This is a genomic window from Cupriavidus sp. PB-02 (assembly GCF_058252315.1).
The window spans coordinates 3,014,492-3,030,783 of the sequence record NZ_CM177694.1 but is presented as its reverse complement, the minus strand read 5'-3'; the positions used below and the strand labels follow the sequence as shown (position 1 = coordinate 3,030,783).

The 16,292-nt window shown below is 63.9% G+C and carries 16 protein-coding genes and 3 tRNA genes; 13 read left to right on the top strand and 6 right to left on the bottom strand.

Features of this window, described 5'->3' with window-relative positions:
• The first annotated feature begins 1 nt into the window (after position 1).
• From rnc to nagZ, 6 genes are read left to right on the top strand one after another with little or no spacing between them, the layout of a single operon-like run.
• Positions 2–772, top strand: coding sequence for a ribonuclease III (gene rnc, locus AC10V3_RS14200; protein ID WP_010814690.1), 771 nt, complete (start codon positions 2–4; stop codon positions 770–772).
• Positions 769–1,707: a GTPase Era gene (gene era, locus AC10V3_RS14195; protein WP_022535919.1), complete on the top strand. Its 939-nt coding sequence runs from the start codon at positions 769–771 to the stop codon at positions 1,705–1,707. Before rnc ends, era begins: the two co-directional genes overlap by 4 nt.
• 7 nt (positions 1,708–1,714) lie before the next feature.
• Positions 1,715–2,602 carry a DNA repair protein RecO gene (gene recO, locus AC10V3_RS14190; protein ID WP_022535918.1) on the top strand — a complete coding sequence of 296 codons (888 nt, stop codon included), beginning with the start codon at positions 1,715–1,717 and terminating at the stop codon, positions 2,600–2,602.
• Between the two features lie 43 nt (positions 2,603–2,645).
• Entirely contained in the window at positions 2,646–3,428 is a 783-nt protein-coding gene (gene pdxJ / locus AC10V3_RS14185) for a pyridoxine 5'-phosphate synthase (RefSeq protein ID WP_022535917.1), read from the top strand.
• Complete coding sequence (gene acpS / locus AC10V3_RS14180; RefSeq protein WP_349604188.1) at positions 3,425–3,847, top strand: holo-ACP synthase; 423 nt, start codon at positions 3,425–3,427, stop codon at positions 3,845–3,847. Before pdxJ ends, acpS begins: the two co-directional genes overlap by 4 nt.
• 14 nt (positions 3,848–3,861) lie before the next feature.
• Complete coding sequence (gene nagZ, locus AC10V3_RS14175; RefSeq protein WP_490922364.1) at positions 3,862–4,911, top strand: beta-N-acetylhexosaminidase; 1,050 nt, start codon at positions 3,862–3,864, stop codon at positions 4,909–4,911.
• 102 nt (positions 4,912–5,013) lie between these two features.
• Here nagZ and AC10V3_RS14170 read toward each other — a convergent pair whose 3' ends face one another.
• A complete protein-coding gene (locus tag AC10V3_RS14170) occupies positions 5,014–5,160 on the bottom strand; it encodes a hypothetical protein (RefSeq protein WP_490922363.1) in 147 nt (48 codons plus the stop codon).
• 168 nt (positions 5,161–5,328) lie between these two features.
• On the opposite strand from AC10V3_RS14170, the gene AC10V3_RS14165 reads away from it, so the two are divergent.
• Both AC10V3_RS14165 and AC10V3_RS14160 read left to right on the top strand, forming a co-directional pair.
• A complete protein-coding gene (locus tag AC10V3_RS14165) occupies positions 5,329–5,730 on the top strand; it encodes a transposase (protein ID WP_490922361.1) in 402 nt (133 codons plus the stop codon).
• Between the two features lies 1 nt (position 5,731).
• Positions 5,732–6,583 (top strand): hypothetical protein, encoded by an 852-nt coding sequence (locus AC10V3_RS14160; RefSeq protein WP_490922359.1) that lies wholly within the window; start codon positions 5,732–5,734, stop codon positions 6,581–6,583.
• Between the two features lie 686 nt (positions 6,584–7,269).
• Here AC10V3_RS14160 and AC10V3_RS14155 read toward each other — a convergent pair.
• The 5 genes from AC10V3_RS14155 to earP all read right to left on the bottom strand — a co-directional run bounded on the left by AC10V3_RS14155 (position 7,270) and on the right by earP (position 12,559).
• Positions 7,270–7,851, bottom strand: coding sequence for a TetR/AcrR family transcriptional regulator (locus tag AC10V3_RS14155; RefSeq protein WP_022535913.1), 582 nt, complete (start codon positions 7,849–7,851; stop codon positions 7,270–7,272).
• A gap of 27 nt (positions 7,852–7,878) precedes the next feature.
• Positions 7,879–8,370, bottom strand: a complete 492-nt coding sequence (locus AC10V3_RS14150) for a DUF302 domain-containing protein (protein WP_490922357.1) — start codon at positions 8,368–8,370, stop codon at positions 7,879–7,881.
• A 65-nt stretch (positions 8,371–8,435) separates the two neighbouring features.
• A complete protein-coding gene (locus AC10V3_RS14145; protein ID WP_022535911.1) occupies positions 8,436–9,902 on the bottom strand; it encodes an amidase in 1,467 nt (488 codons plus the stop codon).
• A 724-nt stretch (positions 9,903–10,626) separates the two neighbouring features.
• Positions 10,627–11,187: an elongation factor P gene (gene efp, locus AC10V3_RS14140; protein WP_022535910.1), complete on the bottom strand. Its 561-nt coding sequence runs from the start codon at positions 11,185–11,187 to the stop codon at positions 10,627–10,629.
• A 211-nt stretch (positions 11,188–11,398) separates the two neighbouring features.
• On the bottom strand, positions 11,399–12,559 hold the full coding sequence (gene earP / locus AC10V3_RS14135) for an elongation factor P maturation arginine rhamnosyltransferase EarP (protein WP_490922355.1): 1,161 nt from the start codon (positions 12,557–12,559) through the stop codon (positions 11,399–11,401).
• A gap of 113 nt (positions 12,560–12,672) precedes the next feature.
• On the opposite strand from earP, the gene uvrC reads away from it, so the two are divergent.
• From uvrC to AC10V3_RS14110, 5 genes are all read left to right on the top strand, one after another.
• Positions 12,673–14,745 (top strand): excinuclease ABC subunit UvrC, encoded by a 2,073-nt coding sequence (uvrC, locus tag AC10V3_RS14130; RefSeq protein ID WP_490922354.1) that lies wholly within the window; start codon positions 12,673–12,675, stop codon positions 14,743–14,745.
• A 103-nt stretch (positions 14,746–14,848) separates the two neighbouring features.
• Positions 14,849–15,448 (top strand): CDP-diacylglycerol--glycerol-3-phosphate 3-phosphatidyltransferase, encoded by a 600-nt coding sequence (gene pgsA, locus AC10V3_RS14125; RefSeq protein ID WP_022535907.1) that lies wholly within the window; start codon positions 14,849–14,851, stop codon positions 15,446–15,448.
• A 176-nt stretch (positions 15,449–15,624) separates the two neighbouring features.
• Positions 15,625–15,700, top strand: a tRNA-Gly gene (locus AC10V3_RS14120).
• Positions 15,701–15,760: 60 nt separating this feature from the next.
• A tRNA-Gly gene (locus tag AC10V3_RS14115) sits at positions 15,761–15,836 on the top strand.
• A 107-nt stretch (positions 15,837–15,943) separates the two neighbouring features.
• Positions 15,944–16,017, top strand: a tRNA-Cys gene (locus AC10V3_RS14110).
• Positions 16,018–16,292 lie beyond the last annotated feature (275 nt).

Here is a 16,292-nt window from a genome sequence, read left to right as displayed (position 1 = left end):
TATGAACCTCGACGCCTTGCAGCAACGACTCGGCTACCGATTCAGCAAGCCCGAATTGCTGCAACAGGCGCTGACGCACCGCAGCCACAGCGCCCAGCACAACGAACGCCTTGAATTCCTGGGCGATTCGGTGCTCAACTGCGCCGTGGCCGACATGCTCTATGGCATGTTCGGCAAGCTCGACGAGGGCGACCTGTCGCGCGTGCGGGCCAACCTGGTCAAGCAGCAGGCCCTGTACGAGATCGCCCAGATGCTGCAGCTTTCCGACACGCTGCGCCTGGGCGAGGGCGAACTGAAGAGCGGCGGTTTCCGCCGTCCGTCCATCCTCGCCGATGCGCTTGAAGCCATCGTCGGCGCCGTGTTCCTTGACGCCGGCTTCGACGCCGCGCGCGCGCTGATCCGCAAGCTCTATATCCCGATCCTGGAGCAGGTCGATCCGCGCACGCTTGGCAAGGACGCCAAGACCCTGCTGCAGGAATACCTGCAGGGCCACAAGATTGCCCTGCCGCAATATAACGTAATCGCCACACACGGGGCCGCGCACAGCCAGCAGTTTGAAGTCGAGTGCACGGTGCCTAAACTGGAAGTCCGGGTGTTCGGCACCGGCGCCTCGCGGCGCGCGGCCGAGCAAGCCGCCGCCAAGCTGGCGCTGGATGAAGTCCAGAAGCTGGTGCCGCAGCTGCTCAAGCGCAGCCGCGCCGAGCGCACCGGCAAGACCCGCAAGCAACCCGTGCCGCAGGACCCACAGTTGTCTCTCAGGTTGAAGGAATGACCGAATCTAACCATCCGCAGCAAGATGCGGCGGATACCCCAGCCGCGGCGTTCCGCTGCGGCACCGTGGCCATCGTCGGCCGCCCCAACGTGGGCAAGTCCACGCTGATGAACGCGCTGGTCGGCCAGAAGATCAGCATCACCTCGCGCAAGGCGCAGACCACGCGGCACCGCATCGTCGGCATCCAGACCACGGATGACGCGCAGTATGTGTTCGTCGATACGCCAGGCTTCCAGACCCGCCATGCCAGCGCGCTGAACCGCTCGCTGAACCGCGCGGTCACGTCCACGCTGTCGTCGGTGGACCTGATCCTGTTCGTGGTCGAGGCCGGCTACTACGGTGCCGACGACGAGAAGGTGCTGTCGCTGCTGCCGAAGAACACCCCGGTGCTGCTGATCGCCAACAAGCTCGACCGCGTCACCGGCGAGAACCGCTCGGAAGTGATGATGCCCTTCCTGGAAAAGATGGGGCAGCTGTTCCCGTTCCGCGAAGTGGTGCCGATGACGGCCAAGACCCGCGACCATATCGCGCGCCTGTTCGACATCATCCGGCCCTACCTGCCGGAAGGCGAGCCGATGTACGACGCCGACGCGATGACCGATCGCAGCGAGCGTTTCCTGGCCTCCGAGATCATCCGCGAAAAGGTGTTCCGCTGGACCGGCGACGAACTGCCGTACACCAGCACCGTGGTGATCGACAAGTTCGAGACGGAAGGGCGCCTGCGCCGCGTCTTTGCCACCATCCTGGTCGAGCGCGACGCGCACAAGGCCATGATCATCGGCAACAAGGGCAGCAAGCTTAAGCAGATCTCCACCGAGGCGCGCCTGGACATGGAAAAGCTGTTCGACGGCAAGGTCTACCTCGAGATGTGGATCAAGGTAAAGAGCGGCTGGGCCGACAACGAAGCAGGACTGCGGGCTTACGGCTACGAGTGAGCGACCTGTGAGCAAGACGGCTGATCTCGCGCGCGCGCCGGCGCCTCGCGCCCGCCGCGCCGACCCCGTGGTCGACGAGGCGGCCGAATTGCTCGACAGCAAGGCGCTGCCCGGGATGGCCGATGCGGCCGCGCGCGCGATGATGGACCGCGCCATGCGCATCGTGCCGGCGCGCCCCGAGTCACGCGTGGCCGACCAGCCCGGCTTCGTGCTGCACGCCTGGCCGTACCGCGAGACCAGCCTGATCCTCGACGTCTTCACGCGCGACCATGGCCGCATGTCGATGGTGGCCAAGGGCGCCAAGCGCCCGCATTCGGCGCTGCGCGCGGTGCTGCAGCATTTTCACCCGGTCTCGGTGTCGTGGAGCGGGCGCGGCGAGGTCAAGACGCTGACCAAGGCCGAATGGGTTGGCGGCATGCCGCCGCTCGACGGCGATGCGCTGCTGTCGGCGTTCTACCTGAATGAATTGCTGATGCGCTTCTGTCCGCGGGAAGACGCGCATCCCACACTGTTCCGCCATTACCTGACGACGCTGACGCGGCTCGCGCACGGCGAGCCTGCAGGCCTTGTGCTGCGCAGCTTCGAACGCGTGTTGCTACAGGAGACCGGTTTCGCGGTGGCCTTCGACCAGTGCCTGAGCACCGGCGAACGCGTCCAGCCGGGACTGGACTACGTCTACCAGCCCGAGCGCGGCGTGCGCCGCGCGCAGCCGAGTGATCCGTCATCGTGGCCGGTGGTGTCGGGACAGACGCTGCTCGACATGGCGCAGGACGATTACAGCCGCGCGCAGACCGCGGCGCAAAGCCGGGCGCTGATGCGTTTCCTGCTGCATTATTATTTGCAAGGCGCGCCGCTGAAGACGCGCCAGATACTGATCGACCTGCAGTATCTCTGAACGATACCAGCACACACTCCGAATCACTCCTGCACCTGCTCGCATGATCTTTCACGCAAATCCGGGCGTCATCGACCTTGGCGTCAATATCGACCACGTGGCCACGCTGCGCAATGCGCGCGGCACCGTGTATCCCGATCCCATCCGTGCCGCCCTGCAGGCGGAAGAGGCCGGCGCCGACCTGATCACGCTGCACCTGCGCGAAGACCGCCGCCATATCCGCGATGCCGACGTGTGCGCGCTGCGCCCGCAGCTGGCCACGCGCATGAACCTGGAGTGCGCCATCACGCAGGAGATGCTCGACATTGCCTGCGAGATCCGTCCGCAGGACGTGTGCCTGGTGCCTGAGCGCCGCGAGGAGGTGACCACCGAGGGCGGCCTCGACGTGGCCGGCCGCTTCGAACAGGTCAAGGCTGCCTGCGCGCAGCTGGCGGGCGTCGGTATCCGCGTGTCGCTGTTCATCGACGCCGACCCTGACCAGATCGCGGCCGCCGCTGCCTGTGGCGCGCCGGTGATCGAGCTGCATACCGGCGCCTACGCCGACGCGCACACGCCGGACGAGCTGGCCATCGAATACCGCCGCATCGCCGACGGCGTCGACGCCGGCCTGAGGCATGGCCTGGTGGTCAACGCCGGTCATGGCCTGCACTACACCAATGTGCAGCCGATCGCCGCGCTGCCTGGCATCAAGGAGCTGAACATCGGCCATGCGATCGTGGCCCATGCGGTGTTCGCCGGCTGGCAGAATGCCGTGCGCGAGATGAAGGCCATCATGGTGGCCGCACGCCTGGGCACGCGCTATCCCGCCGCGAGCGAGCCGGCGTGATCTACGGCGTCGGCACCGACATTATCCAGATCGCCCGCGTGCAGGGCGTGATGGAACGCACCAACGGCCGCTTTGCCGAGAAGGTGCTCGGCCCCAACGAACTGGCCAAGTACCACGCGCGCAAGGCGCGCTCGGAGAAACGCGGGCTCGCCTTCCTGGCCACGCGCTTCGCAGCCAAGGAAGCCTTCTCCAAGGCAATCGGCCGGGGCATGCACTGGCCGATGACGTGGCGCGCGATGGAGCTGATGAACCTGCCCTCCGGCGAGCCGACGCCGGTGTGCCACGGCGAACTCGCCGCATGGCTGGCGGAACGCGGGATCACCGTGCGGGTCAGTGTCAGTGACGAGCACGATTATGCGGTCGCCTTCGCGATAGCCGAGCGTACGGACGCCGCGGCTTCCCAACCTACAGCTTTGTGAATCCAATAACTTCCATGCCCAAGAAGAATACCGGCAAGCGGCCGGGCCCGGTGGTCCTCGACGTCGTCGGCAAGCAGCTCGACGCGCAAGACGCGCGCCGCCTCGCGCATCCGCTGACCGGCGGCGTGATCCTGTTCGCCCGCAATTTCGAGTCGCGCGCGCAGCTGCAGGCGCTGACGCGTGCGATCCGCGCGGTGCGCGACGACGTGCTGATCTGCATTGACCATGAAGGCGGGCGCGTGCAGCGCTGCAAGACCGACGGCTTCACCCACCTGCCGGCGATGCATCGCCTGGGCGAGCTGTGGGGCCGCGACGTGCTGGCCGCGACCAAGGCGGCGGTGGCCTGCGGCTACGTGCTGGCCGCTGAGTTGCGCGCCTGCGATGTCGATTTCAGCTTCACCCCGGTGCTGGACCTGGACTATGGCCGCAGCGCCGTGATCGGCGACCGCGCCTTCCACGCCGACCCGCGCGTGGTGAGCATGCTGGCCGGCCACCTGAACCACGGCCTGTTGCTCGCGGGCATGAGCAACTGCGGCAAGCACTTCCCCGGCCACGGCTATGTCGAGGCCGATTCGCACGTGGCGATCCCGGTCGACGAGCGCTCGCTGGACGAGATCATCGAGCAGGATGCACGCCCGTATGAATGGCTGGGCCTGTCGCTGTCGTCGGTGATGCCGGCGCACGTGATCTACCCCAAGGTCGATCCCAACCCGGCCGGCTTCTCGCGCTACTGGCTGCAGGACGTGCTGCGCGCGCAGTTGGGCTTCGAGGGTGTGATCTTCAGCGACGACCTGAGCATGGAAGGCGCGAGCGTCGCCGGCAACGTCACCGAGGCCGCGCGCGCGGCGCTGACCGCTGGTTGCGACATGGTGCTGATCTGCAACCATCCGGACCGTGCCGACCAGCTGCTGACCGAGCTGGATGCCGGCATCGACAAGACCTCGCAGCGCCGCATCCGCAAACTGTTCCCGCGCCGCAAGCCGATGGACTGGAACAAGCTGCAGCAGGAAGGGGAGTACCGTGCCGCGCTGCGCACGCTGAAGGAGCACGCGCTGATCGCCTGATCGGAGCGTCGTGCAGAAAAGGAAAAAGGCAGCCGAGGCTAGCCGTTAACAAAATCTGTTGAAAACTTGAAGAAATCGCCCTAGTCCTTGTCCGGCCTAGGGTCACTCCCCAAAGGCTGCCGAATTCGTCGGCAGCTTCGTTTTTGACAGCATCTCGCGCGTCACTTCGCCGGAGGAGAAGTCCATGTCCTCTACCTCTGCACTGCCGTCTTCGGAACCGCCGCGCGTCCCAGAATCGCCGGAATCCAAGTCAATTTCTGCAAAAATCCACCATGTGAGAATTTCGGTGTCCCAGTGCCAGGAGCAGCGCGCAAAGGCACGCCGCCGGCCGGGGCGACCAAGAATCCCTACACCCTGACCGGGTCTACGCTCGTCGGGGGCTCAATACGCTGCAACGCTTGCCGGGAACACTCTTCGATGAAGAGCAATCTCGGCGTGTTTGAGGAAGCATGGCGGATCTCGGTCGAGACTTTTCGCGCGGCGTGTTGCCCGGAGCCGCTCTGCGGCAATCACCGCGTTCCCACTTCCACCGAGGGTGCCTACTATCGCTTCGGTTCGACCGAGGCTGGTTCGGCGCGCTTTCGCTGCCGGGCATGTGGCAAGACGTTCTCGGTCAAGCCGGCCGGGCGCAACCCGATCGCCCGCCAGATCCGCTCGGACAAGAATCCGTTGATTCTCTCGATGTTGGCGAACAAGATGCCATTGCGCCGCATCTGCGAAGCGGCGAACATTGCACCTCGCGTCCTCTATGAGGCGGATCGACTTCTTTCACCAACAGGCTTTGGCGTTTCTCGCGGAACGCGAGTCGAGACTGCCTAAGATGGGATTCCGGCGCCTCTACATTGGCGTCGATCGCCAGGACTACGTGGTCAACTGGACCCACCGCAAGGACCGCCGCAACGTCGTTGTTTCCGCTGTAGCTTCAGCCGACAACCGGAGTGGCTACGTATTCGCCATGAATCCGAACTTCGATCCAGAGATGGATCCCGAGTCAGTTGAGCGGGAGGCGGACCGCCTCGGGGATTCGGTCCTTCCGCCTCCTCATCGCCGATTCGCCCGCCTCTGGCTTGAATCTGAATTCCGGACGACCGTTGCATCCACCGGGCAACGGCGAGCGTGGTCAACGCTGGCCGGCGAAATTGCTGGCCGGTACGACCAAGCGCGCCAGCGTGACGACGCTGAAGCGCCCGAGGGTTTCACTCGCAATAACAAGCTCCCGCAGAATGGCATGTTGGTGCATGGGGAAGTACACGCTCTGGGGGCATTTCCTCCACCTCGAACGCCTCTTGGCTGGCACGGAGAAGTTGCGCTTCTTTCTGGACATGGATGCTGTAATGCGCCGGCTTGCTTGGGGGCGTTTGCGCAACGGATTAAGGAGCGCAGCGTCGACGCGTTGTTCGTACGCATCTCGAAGGAGATGACCATCGACCAGAAGCGTGTCCTCGTGGCAAAAGCCCGGCAAGAGTTCGAGGAGCGCGCAGCAGCGTATCCAGAGCTGACGGAAAGCCAGATCAAGTTGCTATTGCTGCGCGAGCGCTGCGAAGCCGCTGCGACAATCGGCAAGGTTACGGATCGCTGGGTCTTCCACCCACTGCCTACGATGGCTGAGCCAGAGAAGGCGAGTTGCCTCCTCACGGATTTTGGCGACTATGACCCTGACCATCTGGCCTGACTGCACAACAAAGTGAGCCTGCTTGCAGTGGACTCCTGGTTCAATCGCATCCGCCGCCGCTCGGCAATGCTGGAGCGGCCAATATCCTCGTCGGCAAACCGCGGGAGGGTGTGGAATGGCTATTCGGCGTACAGGCCTGGGCAGATCGGTAAGCTCCTGACAATCTTGCGCGCCTGTCATAACTACATTTGGCTTGCAGATGGAGTAAAGGACTCCCCAGCCATGCGGCTGGGCTTGGCCAAGGCTGTGCTCGACTACAAGGACATCATCTATTTCTCATAGCGACGTGCTGCGGTAGCAATGGGAGTAGCGTTGCCGACGATGTCATCCCCAACAGTAGCCCCCCACGACCCAGCCGCCATCAGCCCACTAGGGTACGGTGCCGCATCCGGAGGGTTCGGGCCCTGCCCGTTACACAACGGTGTTGGGATTTTGTGAAATATGGAGCAGCCGTTGCCAGCCCCCAGGGGGTGGGCTTTCTTTCTGCGTCACGTTGATTTGCGGGGAAGATCGATGGTCCGACGGCAGGGTTCGGCCAGTTTCTGCCGTTCAATTGGGTCACAGGGCGGATGCTCGAACGGCTGCTTCACGCCGGTGGCAGTCGGTGGTCCATCTGCAGGTCACCTTGGATCTCGGGCATTGAGCTGGCTCAGCCTGAGGAGGCTGGGGCGCTCGCGACGAAATCTTCATACGGGCGACTCTCGGGCAAGGAGGAGCGCTGCCTCGACGCCGCCTTCCAGGATTTGCTCCGCGCGTGCAACGTCTGGCACGGCGCGCGCGAACTGGAGGGTTCCCACCATGAGAGCGAAGATGGCTGTTGCCCGACGACCCGCTGCTGTGGAATCCGCATCTGGGAGCAATGCGGCCAACGTCGCAACGAAGCTTTGCAACCCATCCTCATAGGTTTGCCGTATTGACACCGAGTGCCTAGCGATTTCCGGAAGCAAAGCCGCCGAAGGACATCCGCATGCCAGGTCCTCGCGATGCGCTTGACTGAGGTAGCTTCGAATCACTCCCTCAAGGTCAGCGCCCGTCTGGAGTTTCTGTTCGAGGTCCAGTTGCCGCTCTGCGAGCGCGCCCCCGACCGCCTCGCGAACAAGCTCCTCCTTGGACCCGAAGTGGGGATAGAATGCGCCATTGGTCAGGCCGGCCGCTCCCATGATCCCGCTGATGCCCGCAGCCGAGACTCCCTCTCGGCGGAAGCATTTCGAGGCGACCTCGAGGATATGCTGCCGAGTCGTGGCTTTGTGACCTTTTTCGAAACGCATCTTCTCTCCACTCGTGTCCCGCGGCCGTCAGTTTGCAGCCGCCTCCAACAAGGCTTGGAGGTCGCGATCAAGCTGATGAGCCACGGTATTAACCTCCTCGCTGCCGAACTGGCCGAAAACGGAGGCTGGTCGATCATATTCAAACCCGACACCACCATCGCCATCCTCGCGCAGCAGCACACGGATGGGTGCATAGAGTCCCGCCGACAGTTGATGGCGGGTCATCTTCGACGCGGTGAGCGGATTGCCGATATCGTACTGGATGGATCGGCGCGTCAGCCCTGCAATAGCCAGCAGCGCCCCGTGGTCACGCTGGCCGAAAATGGTAAGTGGCAGACATGCCTCCAACTCTCGAAGCGCGCGCGTGCTTTCGCCGTATCGCAGGAGCGTGAAGATCCCATCATCGATGCGAGGCGCCAAGGCCACGAGCTTGGCTCGAACTTCCTCAAATGGCTTTATCGATTTGATTGTGACGTGCTCAATCGAAATGGTGCGCGTGGAGTACAGTGCATTGGCCATCTGTTGATCCTCATTTCAGTTGCTGTTCGGGGTTGGCCCGTTTCCCACGGAAAGGGGCTAGAACGTCAGAGCGTCGGCGGCTGGGTGCCTAAGACTGCCTCGATCCGGCGGGCAAGCTTCAGAAGCGCCCGGTCGCTCGCCAGCGGGGCGTCCAGCTCAAGACCGATCGGAAGGCCCGCGCGAGACATGCCCGCAGGGAGACTGATACCCGGCAGCCCCACGCTGCTCGCTGACAAAGTGTGGTTCGCCAAAGCGAGGTAGCTGACTTCCTGGCCCGCGATGTGGAATTCTTCCTGTTCCTCGATCGAAGGCGCCATGCAGGGCGTCGTCGGCTGCAGAATGGCAAGCGCCCCTCGCGTGACGAATGCCTGGTTCAGGCGGCGCTGGATTTCCGGACGGCTTACGTTGAGCGCAGTCTGATAGGCCTCCACTGAGGTAGCACCTGCACCGGCCGGCAGTACGATGTGCTCCCACGCTTGGCGAAGCTGGGGCTTGAGGCCTTCGTGAATCGCCTCGAACGTGGTCGGAATATTGTGTAGACGGAGGAATTCCGAGACCGCGCCCTGGGTCTCATGGGCGAAAATGCCCCACGTAGTTGTCTGGATGAGGGCGTTGAAATCTTCCCCGAGGTCGATCTCAAAGACCTCGGCGCCGGCGTCCTGCAACCGCCGAACTACCTCACGGAAACGATCCTCGACTTCCGAGTCCACCAAGCCCAGAAACTGCCGCGGCGCGAAGGCCAGTCGGGCTCCCTTAAGGTTGAAATCCCACTCGACGGGCTCCGCAGCCTGCTCCCCGGTGACGACCTGGTCCAGCAGTATGCAATCCTCAACACTACGCGCGAATACACCCGTCGTATCGAGAGTGTGGGAGATCGGTGCGACGCCGTTACGCGGCCAGCGTCCTGTGGTCGGCTTGAACCCGACGACACCACAGAGCGACGCGGGCACACGGATCGATCCGACTGTATCGCCACCCAAGGAGGCGGGCACTATCCCGGCGGCCACGGATGCGGCAGAACCGCTTGATGACCCTCCCGTGACGCGATCGTGGGCGCGCGGGTTCTTCACCTGGCCATACCGCTCGTTGTGCCCGGTCAGCCCATAGGACATCTCCACCAGATTGTTCTTGCCGAAGACGAGGGCACCTGCATCCTTGATCGCCCGGACCGCATCGGCGTCTTCCGTCGGAATGAAGTGCGCCAGACGATCGAGGCCGATGCTCGTGGGCAGCCCCCTCGTCAGGTAGCTGTCCTTCACCCCGATCGGCACACCCAGTAGGGGACCCTCCGCCCCGGCCGACCGCGCCTTGTCTGCGTTCTTCGCAGCCTCAAGCACGGCGTCTCCGTCGATGGTGATGAAAGCGTTAAGGTCAGCGTGCGACCGAGCCTGCCGCAGCAATGCCGTGGCGTACGCCTCTGATGTCATCTCACCGCCGCGGATCGCGTCGGCGGCCGCGGCGAGCCCGAGTGAAGCGAACCTCTGCACTTCTGGCTCAGACGTTTGGCTAGAGCTGGCGATCGTGTCGTTCATAAATTCCTCACAAGAAAGGTGTGACCCGGCATTTCACGACCGCGAAGAGGGTCGCAGCCTCATGAAATTACGATCATAATATATCATTACGATCGTAATGCAAGAGGATTCGCAGGGTATGACTTCGTTGCGAAGCACGGGAGGATCTGGACTGTACTGGGGTCCCACTCGCTGTTAGGGAACTGCGCAGCGCTCGATGACTACTATTTGCTCTTACCCGCAGTTGAACGGGAGATGCCGAGATCCGTGGGCTCAAACGGGTAAGAAAATTGGGATTGCTCGCGAGCCGATCCGAACGATGGCAGGGTCGCCGTTGTATAGTCGCCGTTTGTTCCGGGGCAGCGCGACGGGCGTGGCTGGACCGAAGAAACCGTTGGTCGACGAACGGCTGCTGTGTCCTCGGAAACCGCCGCCGACTTAGCGACTCGACGTTCGTCTGCTTCGGGTCGTTCTGCGACGCTCAGACCTCATACGAAGGCAACTGCGCAAGCCGCAAAACGCGCGTGCAGCAAACGTCACGCTTCGACCTTGCACCTCAGGAGAGGAAGGGGTGGCTTTCTCCAGCGCAGAACCCCTTGTTTACAGGCAAAAAAACGGGCCCCATCTGAAAGACGGGACCCGTTTTGCTTTTCAACAGATTTTGTTAACGGCTAGCAGCCGAGGCTGCCTTTCTTCATCCCGGCCCCGCCGCGAAAGCGGGGCAGGCAAACGCCGTGCAAACGCCTTAGTTGGCGCGGCTGCGGTATTCGCCGGTGCGGGTGTCGATTTCGATCTTGTCGCCGATGTTGCAGAACAGCGGCACCTGCAGTTCGAAACCGGTGTTGATCTTGGCGCCCTTGAGCACCTTGCCCGACGAGGTGTCGCCCTTGACGGCCGGCTCGGTGTAGACGATTTCACGGACCAGCGTGGTCGGCATTTCGACCGAGATGGCCTTGTCGTTGTAGAACACCACTTCCACGGTCATGCCGTCTTCGAGGTAGTTCAGCGAGTCGCCCATGCTGTCCTGCTCGACTTCGTACTGGTTGTAGTCGGTGTCCATGAACACGTACATCGGGTCAGCGAAGTACGAGTAGGTGCATTCGCGGCGCTCCAGCACCACGACCTCGAACTTGTCGTCGGCCTTGAACACCGACTCGCCGGGTGCGTCGGTCAGCAGGTTCTTGTACTTCATCTTGACCACGGCTGCGTTGCGGCCCGACTTGTTGTACTCGGCCTTCTGCACGACCATCGGATCGCCGCCGATCATGAACACGTTACCGACGCGGAGTTCCTGTGCGATTTTCATCTGAACTGATTTCCTGAAATAGAAAGTAGGAATTTGGAATGGCGAAGGCGCGCTGCCGGCATCACCTGCGGTGAGCCTGTGAGCCCCAGCGAGAGGCATTCACGCGCTCGCGACCCCGTGCTCAGCTTGCATTCAGGTCTTCGCCCAAGGTCGTTTTGACGCTTGGGAGAGGTCCTGGTTCTCCGGCCCGGTCGCCATTTGGATCAACCGGTTATTTTACCTGATTTTCGCAAAATGCCACCAGATTGGCGGCAAGGTCGCAGGGATGCTGCAAGCGCCGCTCCCAGCGTGGGGCCATCGCGGCAAGTGCCGGCAGATGCGCACGCAGACGTGGCCAGTCGACGGGGACGCCAAAGCCGTTCCAGGCATGCCAGAAGTCGGTCAGCGCGCTGGCCGCTTCGGGCGCCACGCCGCTCTGGCGGAACAGGTCCAGCCAGGCGTCGAGCTTGATCCGGTGCGCGGTATCGTCCTGCGGGTAGATATGCCAGACCAGCGGCCGCGCCGCCCATTGCGCGCGCACGAAGGAATCCTCGCCGCGCACGAAGTTCAGGTCGCAGGTCCACAGCAGTTCGTCGTAGTGCTCCTGGCGTACGAAGGGAATCCGTTGCACGCACAGGCTGCCGCGCACTACCGGTTCGCCCATCCGCAGCGGGGCGCCCAGCCATTCGGCGACCTGGTCCGCGGCCAAGCCGGCGGGCACCAGGCAATGGACCGCCTCGGCGGCATCGCGCCATTGCTCTAGCAGTGCGGGTAGCGCCGGGTTGCGGTAGGCAAACAGGCTCACGCGTAGCGCGTCAGGCCGGGGCGTCACGCTCAGCCGGTGCCACAGGGCCGCCTGTGCGGCCGTGCCGCCGAGGAAGGCGGCGCGCTGCGCGCCCAGCATCGATTCCCGCAGCAGGCCGCCGGTGCCGGGTTCGAAGCCGGGGAAGAAGAAATGCTTCACCAGCGGCAGCCGCGGATGGGGCGAGGGCATCGCATGATGCTCGCGTACCCATGGCTCTGCGCTCAGGTATTCCAGGTTAATCCAGGCGGGTTTGGGATCACGCGCGGCCATGCGGGCCAGAAAGGCGTGCGGCACATCACAGGCGAAGGCTTCGATGACGGCATCGTGTGGCTCGACCCCGGCGGTGTCATCCGCGTCGCTGTCGCCGCCTGGCCGCCACGGTCGAATCTCAACGCCGGCTAGGCGCTGCACGATGGCGCCGGTATCGAGTTCCGGCGCCAGCCGCGCAAAGCTCGCCAGGTCATCGACCCAAAGCCGCACCGCATGCCCGTGCTCCTGCGCCAGCTGGCGCGCCAGCCGCCAGCAGACGCCGATGTCGCCGAAATTGTCGATCACGGTGCAGAAAATGTCCCAGGAGCGGATAGGCATGGCAGGTGAGGGGGGGCGCGGGCGGGGCACCCGCTGAATTGCTCTAAACTTGCGATTTTAGAGGCCATGCCGCTTTTGGTGCGCGCAGGCCGTGTAGCGGTCACCGTCCCCCAATGTCCGACCAGCAACCCGATTCCCCGAAAAGTGCCGACGAAACGCCGGCCAAGGCACCGGCCGCCAAGCCTGCCGAGTTGAGTGCCGAAGTGACTGCCGAGGCGACTACTGAAGCCCGGCCGGAGCAATTCGACGCCCGCCCGGTCATTTCCCGGCTGCCCGGCCTGCCGGGCGTGTACCGCTATTTCGATGCGGCCGGCAATGTGCTGTACGTCGGCAAGGCGCGCGACCTGAAGAAGCGGGTATCGAGCTATTTCAACAAGACCCAGCTGTCGCCACGGATCGCGATGATGGTGGCGCGCATCGCCCGCATCGAGACCACGGTGGTGCGCACTGAGGCCGAGGCGCTGCTGCTCGAGAACAACCTGATCAAGGCGCTGGCGCCGCGCTACAACATCCTGTTCCGCGACGACAAGTCGTACCCGTTCCTGAAGCTGACCGGACACCGCTTCCCGCGCATGGCGTACTACCGCGGCGCGACTGACCGCAAGCACCAGTACTTCGGGCCGTTCCCCAGCGCCTACGCGGTGCGCGAGAGCATGCAGATCCTGCAGAAGGTGTTCCAGCTGCGCACCTGCGAAGACACCGTCTTCAACAACCGCACGCGGCCGTGCCTGCTGCACCAGATCCACCGCTGCACCGGGCCGTGCGTCAATGCCATCAGCGAAGAGGACTACGCGCGCGACGTGGCCAACGCGGCGCGCTTCCTGCAGGGCCGCCAGAACGAAGTGCTGGAAGGCCTGCAAGGCAAGATGGAACACCACGCGGAGCGGCTGGAGTTCGAGCAGGCGGCGGCAGTGCGCGACCAGATCGCGGCGCTGTCGACCGTGCTCAAGCGCCAGGCCGTGGAAGAGGTGGGCGGGCAGGCGCGCGATATCGACGTGCTGGCCGTGGCCGTGGAAGGCGGACGCGCCTGCGTCAACCTGGCCATGGTGCGCGGCGGCCGCCACCTGGGCGATAAGGCCTACTTCCCGGCGCATGCCGACGAGGCGGCGATGATCGTCGAGGATGCGGACGAGCGCGAAGCGATTGGCGACGAACAAGCCAGCGCCGCCGAAGCCGCGCAGCCGCTGACCGTCGACCGCATCGCCACGCGCGTGCTGTCGGCCTTCATGGTGCAGCACTACCTGGAACAGCCCGCGCCGCCGATCATCGTCGTCAGCCACGTGCCCGACGACAGCGCGGTGCTGGAGGCGCTGACGCTGCACGCCGGCCGCAAGGTCGCGCTGGTTCGGCAGCCGCAGGGCCAGCGCAAGGTCTGGCTGGAGATGGCGCAGCAGGGCGCGGCGCTGGCGCTGGCGCGCCGGCTGGCCGAGCAGGGCAGCCAGGAAGCGCGCACGCGCGCGCTGGCGGAAACCATCGGCCTGGACCTGGAAGACCTGGCGCTGCTGCGCGTGGAGTGCTTCGACATCAGCCATACTGCTGGCGAGGCCACCCAGGCGTCGTGCGTGGTCTACCACCGCCACGACATGCAGAACAGCGAGTACCGCCGCTACAACATCCAGGACATCATCCCGGGCGATGACTACGCGGCCATGCGCCAGGTGCTGACCCGGCGCTACCAGAAACTGGTCGAACAGATCCAGGAGGACGGCGGGCTGGAAGCCGGCGGAGACGCCGCGGCGCTGCTGCCGCAGATCGTGCTGATCGACGGCGGCAAGGGTCAGGTCGAGGTGGCGCGGCAGGTGTTCGAGGAACTCGGCCTGGATATCGGCCTGCTGGTCGGCGTGGCCAAGGGCGAGGGCCGCAAGGTGGGTCTCGAGACGCTGGTGTTCGCCGATGGACGTCCTTCGCTGGAACTGGGGCAGGGCAGTGCGGCGCTGATGCTGGTGGCGCAGATCCGCGACGAGGCGCACCGCTTCGCCATCACCGGCATGCGAGCGCGCCGCGCCAAGACGCGCACCACCTCGCGGCTGGAAGAGATCGAGGGCATCGGCGCGCGCCGGCGCCAGAAGCTGCTGACCCGCTTTGGCGGCCTGCGCGGCGTGATGGCGGCCAGCATTGACGAACTGGCCAGCGTGGAGGGCATTTCACGCGGCCTGGCCGAAGAGATCTACAGGCAACTGCACTGAGCGGGCCCGGCGGCCGGGCGGGAATATGGCCAATGATGGTCGATTGGTCCTGAAATCGGCGACAATCGCGGGATTGGTCACCGTTCCCCCGCCGCCGAGTTCCATGCCTTTCAATATCCCGATCCTGCTGACCTGGCTTCGCGTTGCCATGATTCCACTAGTGGTAGGGGTCTTCTACCTGCCCGACGCATGGCTGCCGATGCACACCAAGAACCTGACGGCGGCGTCGTTCTTCATCATCGCCGCGGTGACCGATTGGCTGGATGGGTTTCTGGCGCGGCGCTGGAACCAGACTTCGTCGTTCGGCGCCTTCCTGGATCCGGTCGCCGACAAGCTGATGGTGACGGCGGCGCTGCTGTCGCTGCTGGCGCTGGACCGGGTCACGGACCTGATCGCGCTGGTGATCATCGGCCGCGAGATCACCATCTCGGCGCTGCGCGAATGGATGGCGCAGATCGGCGCGTCCAAGAGCGTGGCGGTGAATTTCCTTGGCAAGCTGAAGACCACGGTGCAGATGATCGCGATCCCGCTCTTGCTATTCAGTGGCCGCGTGTTCGGATTCGACGCCTATGTGCTCGGCACCTGGATGATTTATGTGGCGGCCGTGCTAACGCTGTGGTCGATGATCTATTACATGAAACTCGCGTGGCCGCAGATCCGGGAGCGCAGCAGTGCCGTGGCAGGGGCCGGCGCACCGAAGTGAAAAGAAATTCGAAAAAGATGTTGACGACGAGAGCCGTTCTTTGCATAATCTCATTCTCGCTGCTGACGACGCAAACGAAAGCAGCGAAATGAGGGGTAAATAACGCAAGATGTAGCTCGATAGCGGCATTATGCGATATAAATAGCCTCAGAAGTTTTTGTGGTGGTAGGTGCCATGCGGGAGTAGCTCAGTTGGTAGAGCGCAACCTTGCCAAGGTTGAGGTCGCGAGTTCGAGACTCGTCTCCCGCTCCAGGTTATCGAAGGTTTGATTCCGTGTTCGCACGCAGTCGGGCCGGCAGTAAAAAGTTGTATGCGGGAGTAGCTCAGTTGGTAGAGCGCAACCTTGCCAAGGTTGAGGTCGCGAGTTCGAGACTCGTCTCCCGCTCCAATCCCCAAAGGGAAGCAACGCTTCCCTTTTTGTTTGGGTTGAATCGCCGTACGGTGCGCTCCGGCAGCATCGGCTGAATGCGGCTACAATCCAGCAGCACGTCACCCGGCGGGGTGGCAGAGTGGTTATGCAGCGGCCTGCAAAGCCGTGTACGCCGGTTCGATTCCGACCTCCGCCTCCAGTACCATGCAGAACGGCGCCTCGCGGCGCCGTTTTTGTCTTTTGACGCCGGTTCCGCGCGCCATATACCCCGCACGACAAAACGCCTGCCATTTCCGCGCATTGAGCGGGTGGCGGCCATGTTACATTACTCCTGTCGTACGCTTTTCGGGGTGCTCCGCGCGATGGGCAGCGGAGCAGCATGTCAAACGCCATTCCCGATTCCGTGACGCGCCGCCAGGTGTGTCCGGGGCCGCTGCGGCACTTCCCGTTCTTTCCCCGCTTGTCCGTTCCGAT

Bases quoted from the DNA above. Each gene is read 5' to 3' on its own strand.
- earP (WP_490922355.1), bottom strand. From the start codon at position 12,559: ATGCCTATCCGCTCCTGGGACATTTTCTGCACCGTGATCGACAATTTC.
- AC10V3_RS14160 (WP_490922359.1), top strand. From the start codon at position 5,732: ATGGGATTCCGGCGCCTCTACATTGGCGTCGATCGCCAGGACTACGTG.
- pgsA (WP_022535907.1), top strand. From the start codon at position 14,849: ATGCCTTTCAATATCCCGATCCTGCTGACCTGGCTTCGCGTTGCCATG.
- uvrC (WP_490922354.1), top strand. From the start codon at position 12,673: ATGTCCGACCAGCAACCCGATTCCCCGAAAAGTGCCGACGAAACGCCG.
- efp (WP_022535910.1), bottom strand. From the start codon at position 11,187: ATGAAAATCGCACAGGAACTCCGCGTCGGTAACGTGTTCATGATCGGC.
- AC10V3_RS14155 (WP_022535913.1), bottom strand. From the start codon at position 7,851: ATGCGTTTCGAAAAAGGTCACAAAGCCACGACTCGGCAGCATATCCTC.
- era (WP_022535919.1), top strand. From the start codon at position 769: ATGACCGAATCTAACCATCCGCAGCAAGATGCGGCGGATACCCCAGCC.
- rnc (WP_010814690.1), top strand. From the start codon at position 2: ATGAACCTCGACGCCTTGCAGCAACGACTCGGCTACCGATTCAGCAAG.
- pdxJ (WP_022535917.1), top strand. From the start codon at position 2,646: ATGATCTTTCACGCAAATCCGGGCGTCATCGACCTTGGCGTCAATATC.
- AC10V3_RS14145 (WP_022535911.1), bottom strand. From the start codon at position 9,902: ATGAACGACACGATCGCCAGCTCTAGCCAAACGTCTGAGCCAGAAGTG.
- nagZ (WP_490922364.1), top strand. From the start codon at position 3,862: ATGCCCAAGAAGAATACCGGCAAGCGGCCGGGCCCGGTGGTCCTCGAC.
- AC10V3_RS14165 (WP_490922361.1), top strand. From the start codon at position 5,329: ATGAAGAGCAATCTCGGCGTGTTTGAGGAAGCATGGCGGATCTCGGTC.
- AC10V3_RS14150 (WP_490922357.1), bottom strand. From the start codon at position 8,370: ATGGCCAATGCACTGTACTCCACGCGCACCATTTCGATTGAGCACGTC.